This window comes from Geobacter sp. SVR (genome assembly GCF_016865365.1).
Classification (GTDB): Bacteria; Desulfobacterota; Desulfuromonadia; order Geobacterales; family Pseudopelobacteraceae; genus Pelotalea.
Genome location: NZ_AP024469.1, coordinates 3,514,250 through 3,527,177, shown reverse-complemented (window position 1 = coordinate 3,527,177; position 12,928 = coordinate 3,514,250). Strand labels below are relative to the sequence as shown.

Sequence of the window (12,928 nt, the reverse complement as noted above, 5' to 3'; positions counted from 1 at the left end):
ACGACATTAGCAAGTAATCAAAAAGCAGTAAGCCATGGATAAGATGAAAAAAGCAAGAAAAAATCTTAAACACTCAAAACAGAGGTTTATCTCGACGTTGTTCTCATTTCGCTGCCTAATTGGCAGGCTAAAGCTACCAATTCTAGAGCCTTGAGGTCAAGAAGAGATCTCTACTTTATAATAACTCTGATACCACGCGACAAAACGTCCGATACCCTCTTCAACGGTAGTTGCCGGTCTGAAGCCCACATCACGCATCAAGTCATCTACATCGGCACAGGTTTCAGGCACATCCCCATCCTGGATAGGCATCATGTTCTTCTGCGCCGGTCTCCCCAGGTGTTTTTCCAGTGTCTCGATGAAATCCAGCAGCATGACCGGATTATTGTTGCCGATGTTGTAGATGCGATAGGGGGCGTAGCTGGTGGCGGGATCGGGAGCAGCGCCGCTCCATAATGGATTGGGTACAGGCACGTTGTCTGCCACCCTGACGATACCCTCGATGACGTCGTCGATATAGGTGAAGTCCCGTCGCATTTTGCCATAATCATAAACGTCGATCGGCTTGCCTTCCAGAATGGCTTTAGTGAAAAGAAACAGCGCCATGTCGGGACGTCCCCAGGGGCCGTAGGTTGTGAAGAAGCGCAGCCCGGTGGTTGGCAGACCGTAGAGGCTCGAATAGGTGTGAGCCATCAGTTCATTGGATTTCTTGGTTGCGGCGTACAGTGACACCGGGTGATCCACGTTGTGATGGGTGGAAAATGGCATAGTGGTATTGGCGCCGTACACGGAACTGGACGAGGCGTAGACAAGGTGCTCCACCTTGTTATGGCGGCAGGCTTCGAGGATGTTGATAAAGCCGACAAGGTTGCTCTGAATGTAGGCGTGAGGGTTGCTGATGGAGTAGCGTACGCCGGCCTGGGTGGCCAGGTTAATTACCACGTCGAAACCCTCTTCAGCGAACAGCTGTTCCAGCGTAGTGCGATCCTCGAGGCCTGCCCTCACCATGCGAAAGCCCGGCATAGACACCAGCTGTTCCAGCCGCGCCTCCTTGAGGGTGACATCATAGTAGTCGTTCATGTTGTCGTAGCCGACAACCGTATCCCCGCGTTCGAGCAGCCGCTTCGAGAGATGAAAACCTATGAAACCGGCAGCGCCGGTTACCAGGATTTTTGACATGAATCTAAATCTCCAAATTGTATAAGGGGAGCTCTCTCGCTTGCCGTGTCCAGGAAGAGGACCGGAAGTGAGAGAGCTCAAGCAGAGCTATACTAACGCAGACCAAGAAAGACCGTGCCGGCCGTGATGGCGATCTGGCTCATGATGGTGGTGATGTCCTTGATGGTGCGAAGCCAAGCGGTTTTCTCAAATTTCTGGGGTACCACAATGGCGTCCCCCGATTCGACCGGCTCGCTCATAAAGCCTCCCCCAAAAACGGAGGAAAAGGACGAGTACTGCTGACGGCTGAAGACCGAACCGTCGGCCCGTATGACGTAGATTTCGTCCTCATCGCTGTCACTGGTCGTGCCACCGGCGTTTTGAAGATAGTAGCCGACCGGCCGCCCGAAGTTAGCAACAAAGTTGGTGGGATTGACGACCTTTCCGAGCACTGAGACGGAATAACTGCGCTGCGGCACTTCCAGGACGTCACCACCCATGGCCGCGATATCATAGGTCGAGTTGGTGAACTTATCCAGGGGTGCCAGCTTGATCACCAAGCGCCCTTCGGCCTTGGCTGCCTTGAGCAACTGCAGATTGCTTTTCACTCCCTCCAGGACCGCCTTGGCAGAAGCCAGTTCTTCCGGACTGGAGGCGGCGCTGGCCACTTCGGTCATCCTGCGGTTCATGTCCTGTTCGGTGGTGGCGATGAATTCGTCCATCCGTTTCTGCTGGATCTCGCGCACGGATTCACGGGTGAACTTGGCTGCCCGCAAGTAGGCGCGCTCGGAGTACCCTCCGGCCCGGCGAATGACGGAGCTGAGTTTTTCGCCCTTGAAGATCGGGTACACGCCCGGAAAACGGAATTCTCCTTTGAGCGTGACGTATCGCTCAGCCACCTCCGACCAGTTGGGTATCTTGCGTACGGTGAGCTCGTCGAAAGGCTCCAGGGGAATGTTGTGCTGCGAATTGCCCTTGATGGCCTCCTCCAGGTCGATCAGGATAGGAAAGCTGGTGACATTGTTGGCGGTCTGCTTAAGGCGCGTGATCTCGGCGCTCTTCAGATAGGCGTTGTTCTTGGGATAGCCGCCGCTGATCAGCAGGTCGGTCACGCGCATATTCTTCATCAGCCGATATTCACCCGGTTTCTGGACTTCGCCCAATACGCGGACTGTCGGCATCTCCTCTAGTTCCCAGCGCGAGAAGATCCTCACCTGGTCGAACTCCTGCAATTCCAGGTCGTCGGCAGGTGCGCCGGTCAGCGCCCTGCCGGGGTGGAATACGATTTTTTCCGGATGCAGGTCGGGCGGGTACAGGCGGGTGATCTCGCCCACTTCCATGCTCGTTTCAGGCAGGATGTTGTCATGCGGCAGGAGCTGGTGGATGCGCATGCCGGGTTGGAGGGCGTAATCTCCCGGGCGCAGTACATAGCCTTCCAAGCGTACGTAATCCCGCAGTTTCCTGTCGATAGGAAAGATCTTGACCAGATCCTGGTCCTTGATCGGAATCGAGGCTGCCCTGTCTTCCAGAGTCTTGCCTTCTTTGGTGTCCAGGTTGACGTCCGTGACCACCTTCTTGTCGTGGGCCTCGACCCGCGAGATCTGGAGCCGCTGGAGGTAGCCGGTCGGAACGATGCCGTCGGCCAGATCGAGCAGTTCCTTGAGGGTTTTTTCGTTTTTCAGTTCGTAGATCGCCGGTCTCCGGACGTTCCCTGCAATGCCGGCCACCGGACCGATGCTGGGTACAAAGACGGTGTCTCCCGGCTGGAGACGGATGTCACGGCTCTTGTCCCCCTTGAGGAAAAAATCATACAGGTCGATCGTATCTACCAATTTGCCTTCGCGCTTGATGGCGATGGCGCGCAGGCTGCCGTTGCGGGTGGGGCCGCCGGCCGCGGAAAGCGCATTGATAAGGGTGGAGAGGGAAGAAACGTTGTAATCACCGGGAGCGTTGACCTCACCCACCAGATATACCTTGATCAGACGCAATTTGCCCATGGTGACGTTGAGCTGAAAGTCGCGAAAGACTTTGGCCAGCTGGCCGTTGAGGAATTTGGGCAACTGACCGTAGGTAACGCCGGCAACCTTAACCGCCCCCACCTTGGGGAGCACGATTTCGCCGCTGCGGCTGACCTCCAGGTCATAGTGACCTTCGATGCTGCCCCATACGGTGAGGGCGATGTGGTCACCGGCCCCGAGCACATAGTCCGGACCAACCGGGATATCGGTCAGAGGGGCGAATCCCCGGGCTTCGGAACGAAAAAAGGAGTAGCCGAACTGACGCAGGTTCTGGACCCGGAAACGTTGCGGGGAAAATTTATAGGTGCCAATATCGGGTTCCGTCATGGCACGTTCGATCGGTGATAGCTCGAGGACTTTGACATTTTTGGCGTCAACAGGTGACGTGGGGACGACTGACTCAGCGCCGGAAAGCGCTTCTGCTTCGGCGGTACCAGGTGACGGTTTCGAGGCAGTTTGCACACCGGGTTTCGAGTGTGCCGACTGGACCCCGTTTCTCGGGACGGAGCCCGGAACGGTACGGGGGCCAATCATCTGAGAGGCGGGCTGCTGCCCGGCAGAAGACGACGGCTGGGCGGGCGCTGTCGGCATGGTGCCGGCATCTTTTACGGCAAATGGTGCAGGCTCTGACAGAGAAGGGGCCGTGTCATTGCCGATTTCGGTCACATATTGCTGGGAGCCATACTGCTGGGGGTTGTACTGTTGAGCGTTGTATTGCGGGGGGACGTCATCCGCCGGGAAGGGCGCTTCCGCGTGAACGGCAAGCGCCGGCAGTAGAATCAGCATCATCGCCGCCAGTTTTTGATTCCATCTCATCTTTATTCTCCGTCATCCGATTGCAATGCCTAAATTAGGGCCGTTACCATACCAATTCGTACAGGAAATGTATAGGCATATCTTCAATAATATCCTGCCATTTCGATGTAATGGAGCATCCAGGTGTTTCTCCAAATCAAGACGGTTCAGCTTCAGGTACCGACTCCTGCATCTGCATGCGGCTGGCTCGTACAGGGGCGTCATCGGAGTTTTTCTAGCGGCAGGAATATTGGCTGCCGTGATTGAAATGTTCCAAAAGGGATCTATACTCAAGAAATCATACCTGACGGATCAAGCCATCTAGCGATTCAATCCCCCCTGGAGAGAGTACCTGTGAACGCGAAGATAAATGCGCAATTGCCGATTCTGTTAATCGACGATGATCCCATTGTACTCGAAGTCAGCGTGACAGCCCTGGAAAGCGAGGGCGTCACCAACGTCCTGACGCTCTCCGACAGCAGAAACATCATCAAATTCCTGGAAAACAACCCGGTGTCCATGATCGTCCTCGACCTTTTGATGCCGCACGTCTCGGGCATGGAGATCTTGCCGGTACTTATCCGCGATTATCCCCACATTCCTGTCATCGTCATGACCTCGTCAGACGACATCGACACCGCTGTCAGCTGCATCAAAGCCGGAGCAACCGATTATCTCACCAAGCCGATGGATATCGAACGTCTGCTGCTGAGCGTAGAGAAGGCCCTGCAGGTCAGTGAGCTGTCCACCGAGAACCGCAATCTGCGCACGTATCTGCTCAATGACTGCCTGCAGCATCCGGAGGCCTTCGGGAGCATCGTCACGGTCAGCAAGAAGATGCGCGCCATTTTCCAGTACATCGAGGTGATCGCAAAATCGGACCAGCCGGTGCTGATCACCGGCGAAACCGGTGTCGGCAAGGAGTTGATCGCCAGAGTTATCGCAACATTGAGCCAGAGAAGCGGTGCATTCGTTACGGTCAATGCCGCCGGCCTGGACGACAACATGTTTTCCGATACCCTTTTCGGCCACAAGAAAGGGGCCTTTACCGGTGCCGACCAGTCCCGGGACGGACTGGTCAGTGCAGCCGAAAAGGGGACCCTGTTTCTCGACGAAATCGGGGATCTGAACGAAACGTCCCAGGTGAAACTGTTGCGGTTGATCCAGGAACAGGAATTTTATCCCGTCGGCTCCGACCTGCTGAAGAAAACCGATGCCCGGCTGATAGTGGCCACTAACAAGGACTTGACCCAGCTGATCACTGCCGGCACCTTTCGCAAGGATCTCTATTACCGGCTCTGCGCCCATCATATCCACCTGCCGCCGCTGAGCGAGCGCAGGGAGGATATCCCGGTGCTGCTGGACCATTTCCTCGACAAGGCCTGCAAGGCGCTCAACAAGCCGAAACCGCAGCCCTCGCGCGAGGTGGCGGCCCTGCTGTCGACCTACCACTTCCAGGGCAATGTCCGGGAACTGCACGCGATGGTGTTCGACGCGGTTGCCCGGTACAGCGCCGGGCTGCTGACCCTGGACTGTTTTGCCGGATTATCGCGCGGCGATTGTTGCACCAATGAGCTCGTGAAGCTGCTGCCGGCCAACAAGGAGGTGGACGAGGCCCTGTACAGTTTCTTCGGGCGCTTTCCCACCATCAGGGAGGTTGAGGACTACCTGATCTCATCGGCCATGAACCTGACCGGCGGCAACCAACGCTCGGCCTCGACGCTGCTGGGAATTGCCCGGCAAACCCTCAGCAAGCGCCTTTCAGGGCCCGGGGACCGAGAATCAGGGACCAGGGACCAGGGACCGGGGACCAGTAACATCAAAGTCTTTTACCCTTCTTTTAAAGATTTTCCCGGTCCCTGATCCCCGGTCCCTGCTTTCCAGGAGGCAATCTTTGAAGATAACGGCGGTGCACAAGAATCACGAAAAGACATTTACCGGCGAATATCGCCAATTGCAGCGCATGGTCAGCGGGCTGAGCGGCGACCAGCTTCCCCCGTGCTACTACTGCACGTCGATGCAGGTCTGGAGATGCGCCAAAACCGGAGGAGAGTGCAGCGTCTTCAAACGGTACTGTTCGAACCATGAGGCGTGGAAAAAGGAGACCTGAGTGAAATATCGCGCCAGAATCCTGGTGGTCGAGGATGATGCCGCGGCTGCCAAACGGCTGGGCAAGTCTCTGACCAGCCTCGGATATGACGTGGTTGCAATCGTTGACAGCGGCGAAGAAGCGGTCGATACGGCGATCGTTCTGCGGCCGGACCTGATCCTGATGGATGTAGCCCCGAAAGGGCTCGACGGCATCTCCGCCGCCGGCCGCATCCACGCGGAGCAGGATACTCCGGTCGTGTATCTTACCCCCCGTGGCGATGACGACACCTTTTCCCGTGCCAAAGCAGCCAATGGCTTCGCCTATCTGGTCAAGCCGTTCCGGCCAGGGCCTCTGCGCCACTGTATCGAGCTGGCGCTGCACAAGTGCAATCTGGAACGCTCCCTCAGGAAGGATGAAGCCCGTTATCACACCTTCTTCGATACGGCCGGAAGCGCAATATTGATCGTTGAGGAGCATACCGTAATCGCTCAGGTGAACGAGGAGTTCGAGCGGCTGTCGGGCTACTCCCGCAGCGAGCTGGAGCACAGAAAGCGTCTGACCGATTTCTTCCTCGGCCAGGACCTCGAAGCGGTCAGCGGCTACGTCAATCTAATGAGAATGGTGCCTGCCCTTGCTCCCATACATTGCGAGGCATCCTTCTACGATCGGCGGGGGAATGCCCGGGAGATCATTTTCAGCATCAAAAGGGTGCCCGGAGCTCCCGGCAGCATGGTCTCGATCATCGACACCAGCGACTGGAGGCATGTTGAAAGGGAACACGATGCAACCATAGAGCTGCTGCACCACATCAACAGCAGCACCGGTATCGATGATCTCCGGCAGCGGGCGACGACCTTCCTGGCCGGCTTGCTGGGGGGGGTCAGGACAGGCATCAGGATGTGTACGGCCAATGACGACCCCCTGCATGAGGCCGCGGCAGGACGCCTCCACGAGTTTGAGACCGGAACCCTCGATTTGCTGGCCGTGTGCCCCGACGAAACGGCCACCTGCGATCCCCCTTTTCTCGAAAGCCTATGCGGCGCAGTGCTGACCGGCTGTACCGATCCCTCCCGCCCCTTCTTTACCGACAACGGTTCATTCTGGACCAATTCATCCTCCGACGTGCTGCAAAAATGCGATTTTGGCGGGATCCACCGGATCCGGGGGCAGCGCGACTGCTGCGGCTATGAATCGATAGCCGTCATCCCGCTTCGCACAGGGGGCAAGATACTCGGGGTGATGCATTTCGCGGATCAGGCCAGGGAACGCTTCACGCCGCGGCTGATTGCCATGCTCGAACGGATCGGGGATCACCTGGCCCTGGCCCTGTCGCACAGGCAGGCCGATGAGAAGATCACCAGCTACATGCATGAACTGGAGAAATCGCGAGACCGGATCGTGCAGCAGTCCCATGAGCTGATGGTGGCGCACAGGATGGCTGAAACCGCCAACCGCGCCAAAAGCGATTTTCTCGCCACCATGAGCCATGAGATCCGCACACCCATGACCAGCGTGATCGGCATGGCCGACCTGCTCATGAAGACCGAACTCACCGAGCAGCAGCGCATACTCGCCGGCGGCATACTCAATTCAGCCGATACGCTGCTCGAGATTATCAACGATATCCTCGATTTTTCGAAGGTCGAATCGGGAAAAGTGGAAATCAAGCCGGCGCCCTTCGATTTGCGTTCGCTCTGTGAAGAGGTGGCTGATCTGCTCTCTCCGAAAACTGCCGGCAAGCAGGTTGAAATCATCGTCAACTGTCCGCCTGAGATCCCGACCCATCTGATCGGCGATGCTGGGCGCATCAGGCAGGTGCTGGTGAACCTGGCGGGCAATGCAGTCAAATTCACCGAAAAGGGTCATGTGACCATCGAGGTCGAATGTTCGGCAGGGGAGGGAGCTGACCCGCTCTTCATGATCCGGGTCAGGGATACCGGTGTCGGAATCCCGGATGACAAGATCCCGCTGCTGTTTCAGAAGTTCTATCGGGTGGAGTCGGTTACCCATCGCAAGTTCGCCGGTACCGGGTTGGGGCTGGCCATCAGCAAGAGCCTGGTGGAGCGGATGGGGGGCACGATCGGTGCGCACAGCACTGCGGGCAGCGGTTCGCTTTTCTGGTTCGAGCTGGCACTGGCGCTGGACACCTCGTACCCCGTTGTCAGTGATTCCCTCTCCGGTTTGTCCGGCACACGGGTACTGGTCGTGGACGACGAATACCAGAACTGCCAGATGCTCGCCAAGCACCTGGCGTTTCGGGGGATGCGCTGCAGTTCCTCTCTGTCGGGCGAAGCTGCGCTGGAATTGCTGAATGGCGCACTGGCCGGCAACGACCCCTTCCGGATCGTTCTGATCGACCAGAACATGCCCGACATGGATGGTGCCACCCTCGGAAGGATCATCAAGGAGCACAGGGATCTCGCCTCCACAAGGCTGATCCTGCTGTCGGCGGACATCCACCGCTGCCGGAAGACGGTCGACTCTACCCACGATATGTTTGCGGCGTTCCTTGACAAGCCGATCCGCATGCACGGCCTCGTGAAAGCCCTGCAGGCCGTATCCCCGTTTCCGCAGCATGACGACGGAGCCGGGAAGGACGCCCCGGTTACCGCGCGGCCGGCGGCTCCCTTCGCAAGCCTGCGTGTGCTCCTGGTGGAGGACAATCCTGCCAGCGAAGAGGTGGCGGCCGCCATGCTCCAGTTTCTCGGCTGCACCGCCGACGTGGCCACCAGCGGCAGCGAGGCGGTTGAAATGGCCTGCCGGCATCCCTACGATATCGTCTTCATGGACTGCAACATGCCGCATATGGACGGATTCGAGGCTACGGCGGAGATCCGGAGCCGCGAGGGCACATCCAGGCACACCGTTATCATAGCTCTTACTGCCAACGCCATCAGGGGCTACCGGGAAAAGTGCCTCCTGGCGGGCATGGACGACTATCTCAGCAAACCGGTCCGGTCGCAGGAGCTGCTGGAAACGCTGACGCGGTGGGTATCTCCCGGTTTGCTGAAAGAGGCTGCATTCGCGGAATGCGAACCTGAAACCGACGTCGGGGCAGGGGGGATATTCGATGCGGAACGGTTGCAGAAGCTGTTGGTGATATTCAAGAAGAGCGGCAAGGACCTGGTGTCCACGGTTGTGGAGCCGTTTCTGGAGAATATCGAAAAAAACATGCCTCTCTTGCATCTGGCAGTGTCGGAGGGCAATTTTTCAGGGGTGTATGCCACTGCCCACCAGCTTCAGGGGGGCAGCAGGAATCTCGGCCTGCGCAGGGTGACCGCCATCTGCGCCGGCATTCAGAACAGTTCCGGCCTGCATAACCACGAGTCAGTCAGGCGCCTGGTCCATTCACTGGAAAAGGAGGTGCCGCTGGTAAGAAGGCAGGTCTACCAGATGAGGGAGCAGGGATTGATCTGAAGACGGGGACTGGGGATTGGGGACTGGCAAAACCTTTGACTGTGAGACTGAAAGAGGTTTTGACGTTACCAGTCCCCAGTCCCCAGTCCCCAGTCCCCGATTACCGGTCCCTGCCTCTAATACGGTTTCTCGAAATTCGACTTCAGCACGATGTTCTTGTTGTCGATGATTTCGATCTCCCCCGACTGGCTCAGGCGGGAGAGCAGCCTGCTGACTGTTTCCCTGGTGAGGGCCGCATGATCCGCGATTTCCTTGTGGGTCAGCTTGAAAGGAATGATGATGCCCCGCAGGTCTTTGACGCCATAGACCGAACTGATGTGCGCCAGCACGGCCCGGACCCTGGTTTCGGCATCACTGAGGCTCAGGACCCTCAGCAGCATCCATGACTCCCTCAGCCGTTCGCAGAGGAGCGCGATGATCTGCTTCAGCACGTTTTCATCTTTCATGAAAAACTGCTCGAAGTCACTTTTGGAGATCAGGCCCACGGTGGCGTCTTCCATGGCCACAATCGTCGCCGGCTGCGCCTTCCCGTCCAGCAGCGTCATTTCTCCGAAAAAATCCCCCCGTTTGCGGATGACCAGGATCTGCTCCTTGCCGTCCGGGTTGACCCGCACGACTTTGATCTTTCCCGAAAAAATCACGTACATGTAGTTCTTGGAGTCATCCTCCATCAGGATGATCGAATTCTTCTTATAGTGTTTCTCCGAGATGATCTGTTGCAGTTTGGCCCGCTTGTCGGCCAACAGACAGGAAAACAGCGGAATTTTTTCCAGCGTGTGTCGATGGTCAAGGGCAGTGGAGTTTTTCATGGATACCTCGAAAGGCTGTGATCAGGGACCAGGGACCGGTAACATCAAAATCTTTCAAATACCCTCTGGTCAAAGATCCCCATAGGTTTTCCCGGTCCCTGGTCCCTGGTCTCCGGCCCCTGATTCTAAAGGTTTTCCCGGTCCCTGATCCCCGGTCTCCGGTCCCTGGTTCACCGTGCGGCGGCGTGCCCTCATCTGGCTGTGTTCCGGCTCTTTCATGTCCATTGCGCTCGAGTAGAAGCAATAGGCGTTTTTACCCGAATTCTTGGCGGTATACATGGCGGCATCGGCCTTTGACATCAGCATCTTGACGCTGGTTCCATGGATCGGATAGACCGCCACGCCGATGCTGGTGGTGGCGTAGACCTGCTGGCCGATGATCTCGAAAGGCTGTTCGAACAGGCCCTTGACCTTTTCGGCAAACTTGATGATGTCGTGGATGTTCTGGATATCGTTGGCCACGATCACGAACTCGTCTCCGCCGATCCGGCCAACGGTGTCGTACTGGCGCATGCATTGCTGCAGCCGTTTGGCTACCTTTTTCAGCAGGATGTCGCCGGAGAGATGTCCCATGGTGTCGTTGATCGATTTGAAATTGTCCAGATCGAGCATCATCAGTGCCAGCAGCGAATTGTGCCGGTCATCGAAGGCAAAAGCCTGCTTCAGGCGATCGAAGAGAAGCACCCGGTTGGGAAGGCCGGTCAATGGATCGTGGTCGGCCTGGTGTTTGAGCTGTTTTTCGACCTTTTTGCGTTCGGCGATTTCCTGCATTAAATCTGCATTGATCTTCGAGAGTTCGTCGTTGAGCTGACCGATTTCCTTTTCGGCCCGCTTGAGTCCGGTGATGTCGTTCATGGAGACGATCATGGTCGAACTGGCCGGAACCGGCCGTATATCGATGGTGACGATCCTGGTACCGCCATCCCTGACCCTGAGCCTGAGCTCCGGGCGATGGTCTCCCGTGCCGCCCTGCTGGCACGCCTGCTGCTGGAGGTCGGCGATTGCCGCGCGGTCCTCATCCTGGAAAAACTCGCTCCAGTTCTTTCCGCTTTCCGCATCCTCCCGGGAATAGCCCGTCAGTCGCTGGAACTCGCCATTGACCATGGTCGTCGCGCCCAGCTCGTTGATGATCATCATGGCGCTGCCGCTCACCTCGAAGATGGTGCGGTACCTGCTTTCGCTCTCTTTCAGCCACTTCTCGTAGCCATGTTTGCTCAGCGCGATCTCGATGGCATGCTGGAGGTGGGTTATGTCAAAGGGCTTGACGAGATAACCGTGAGGAACCGTTATCTGGGCGCGCTGGAACACCTCGTTGTCCGTGTGGGCGGTGAGGTAGATGATGGGGATATCGTAATCAACGTGCAGAATCTCCGCTGCCCTGATTCCGTCGATCTCGCCGTTGAGAGTCACATCCATCAGGATCAGGTCGGGCTGTTCCCTGGCCACGTTGCCGATGACATCCTCTCCGGCGTGGACCACATCGGTAACGCTGTATCCCAGCCTGTTGAGCGACTGGCTCAGATAATGGGCTCCGTTTACATCGTCCTCGGCTACCAGGATCTTTGCGGTGGTCGACATGGGGCCTCCTCGTGGCGATGGCATCCCGAATTGAAAGGTTGAATCAGGGAAAGGGGGAGAAGCCTGTTGATCTGCCGTATGGCCCGCTTTTACGTGGGTGGATTCCCGCTTTCCAAAAACGTAAGAAAAACCGACAGGGGCTGCGTGCATGCAGCGCACCTTTTCGAAAAAAAACGGCGGGGCTCGCGTCCCGCCGTTTTGGGATTCAGCTGCCTGACATCAGGCTGTTTTGCGCCTCTTGCCCCAGAGGGCCAAACCGCTCAGACCGGAGCCAAGCAACAGGAGCGTTGCTGGTTCCGGAACCGGTGCACCACCGCCCCCCTGACCCCCCTGAGTAAACTCCATGGTGAAGGTCGAATCGGTCAGTGCCAGCGATTGTCCGAAGGCCAGGACCGATATGTCCAGCTTGTCCCCCACGTTGGTGCTGGCAAAGATGTTCTTGATGTTGAACCCATCCTTGGTGAAATCCATGGATGAATAATCCCAGCGCTGCGTCGGAGGCCCCAGCAGGGTCCCTATCAGCACCGAGTTTTCCGCCAGCAGTACGTCCACACCATTGGCCAGGGCGTTGATGCTCAAGGTTGCGGAGGTGATGGTGTCAACGGAGGGGTTGAAATCGCCGGGCAGATTGTGTTGCCAGCTGAAGGTGCTGTTTCCGTTCAATTGCTGATTCAGCACTATGTGGTCGCTGAAAGCGACGGCGCTACCCGCTGACCCCAGGGCCAACAACCCCAGGCAGGCCAGCAGTGGCAGAATTTTCCTCATGATGCGCCTCCTTTCTTGTCATCCTTCACAAGAAATTTGTTCGTGCGATCCGACCGGATCGCCAGCTCTCCCTGCATCACCACCTTTCACCGTGTAATGGCCGCCGAAGCGGCAGCAGTTTTGGGTTTTCATTGGTTTTTCGCAACCGCGGTCCCAGGAAAAACTGCTCCCTCCGCTTTTCAGATAGATCCAGCAACTGATATGCCAATCCGCATCCGACCGATTTAGAAGGGGTATTTTGAGGGGCAATCGAAAGAGGGGAGCAAAACCGTAAAGAAAACCGACAAAACACACAC

Annotated in this window: 8 protein-coding genes; 3 read left to right on the top strand and 5 right to left on the bottom strand. The window is 57.2% G+C overall.

Annotation, left to right across the window (positions count from 1 at the left end):
- Positions 1–156: 156 nt before the first annotated feature.
- Complete coding sequence (locus GSVR_RS16415; RefSeq protein ID WP_173198572.1) at positions 157–1,179, bottom strand: NAD-dependent epimerase; 1,023 nt, start codon at positions 1,177–1,179, stop codon at positions 157–159.
- A gap of 92 nt (positions 1,180–1,271) precedes the next feature.
- Positions 1,272–3,992, bottom strand: coding sequence for an SLBB domain-containing protein (locus GSVR_RS16410; RefSeq protein ID WP_239077359.1), 2,721 nt, complete (start codon positions 3,990–3,992; stop codon positions 1,272–1,274).
- A 333-nt stretch (positions 3,993–4,325) separates the two neighbouring features.
- On the opposite strand from GSVR_RS16410, the gene GSVR_RS16405 reads away from it, so the two are divergent.
- From GSVR_RS16405 to GSVR_RS16395, 3 genes are read left to right on the top strand one after another with little or no spacing between them, the layout of a single operon-like run.
- Positions 4,326–5,834 (top strand): sigma-54 dependent transcriptional regulator, encoded by a 1,509-nt coding sequence (locus GSVR_RS16405; RefSeq protein ID WP_239077358.1) that lies wholly within the window; start codon positions 4,326–4,328, stop codon positions 5,832–5,834.
- Between the two features lie 31 nt (positions 5,835–5,865).
- Complete coding sequence (locus tag GSVR_RS16400; protein WP_173198570.1) at positions 5,866–6,081, top strand: hypothetical protein; 216 nt, start codon at positions 5,866–5,868, stop codon at positions 6,079–6,081.
- Positions 6,082–9,480, top strand: coding sequence for a response regulator (locus tag GSVR_RS16395; protein WP_173198568.1), 3,399 nt, complete (start codon positions 6,082–6,084; stop codon positions 9,478–9,480).
- A 116-nt stretch (positions 9,481–9,596) separates the two neighbouring features.
- Here GSVR_RS16395 and GSVR_RS16390 read toward each other — a convergent pair whose 3' ends face one another.
- The 3 genes from GSVR_RS16390 to GSVR_RS16380 all read right to left on the bottom strand — a co-directional run bounded on the left by GSVR_RS16390 (position 9,597) and on the right by GSVR_RS16380 (position 12,632).
- Positions 9,597–10,289 (bottom strand): Crp/Fnr family transcriptional regulator, encoded by a 693-nt coding sequence (locus tag GSVR_RS16390; RefSeq protein WP_173198566.1) that lies wholly within the window; start codon positions 10,287–10,289, stop codon positions 9,597–9,599.
- A 69-nt stretch (positions 10,290–10,358) separates the two neighbouring features.
- Positions 10,359–11,867: a diguanylate cyclase domain-containing protein gene (locus tag GSVR_RS16385; RefSeq protein ID WP_173198564.1), complete on the bottom strand. Its 1,509-nt coding sequence runs from the start codon at positions 11,865–11,867 to the stop codon at positions 10,359–10,361.
- Positions 11,868–12,086: 219 nt separating this feature from the next.
- Complete coding sequence (locus GSVR_RS16380; protein WP_173198554.1) at positions 12,087–12,632, bottom strand: PEP-CTERM sorting domain-containing protein; 546 nt, start codon at positions 12,630–12,632, stop codon at positions 12,087–12,089.
- Positions 12,633–12,928 lie beyond the last annotated feature (296 nt).

Bases quoted from the DNA above. Each gene is read 5' to 3' on its own strand.
- GSVR_RS16415 (WP_173198572.1), bottom strand. From the start codon at position 1,179: ATGTCAAAAATCCTGGTAACCGGCGCTGCCGGTTTCATAGGTTTTCAT.
- GSVR_RS16410 (WP_239077359.1), bottom strand. From the start codon at position 3,992: ATGAGATGGAATCAAAAACTGGCGGCGATGATGCTGATTCTACTGCCG.
- GSVR_RS16390 (WP_173198566.1), bottom strand. From the start codon at position 10,289: ATGAAAAACTCCACTGCCCTTGACCATCGACACACGCTGGAAAAAATT.
- GSVR_RS16385 (WP_173198564.1), bottom strand. From the start codon at position 11,867: ATGTCGACCACCGCAAAGATCCTGGTAGCCGAGGACGATGTAAACGGA.
- GSVR_RS16380 (WP_173198554.1), bottom strand. From the start codon at position 12,632: ATGAGGAAAATTCTGCCACTGCTGGCCTGCCTGGGGTTGTTGGCCCTG.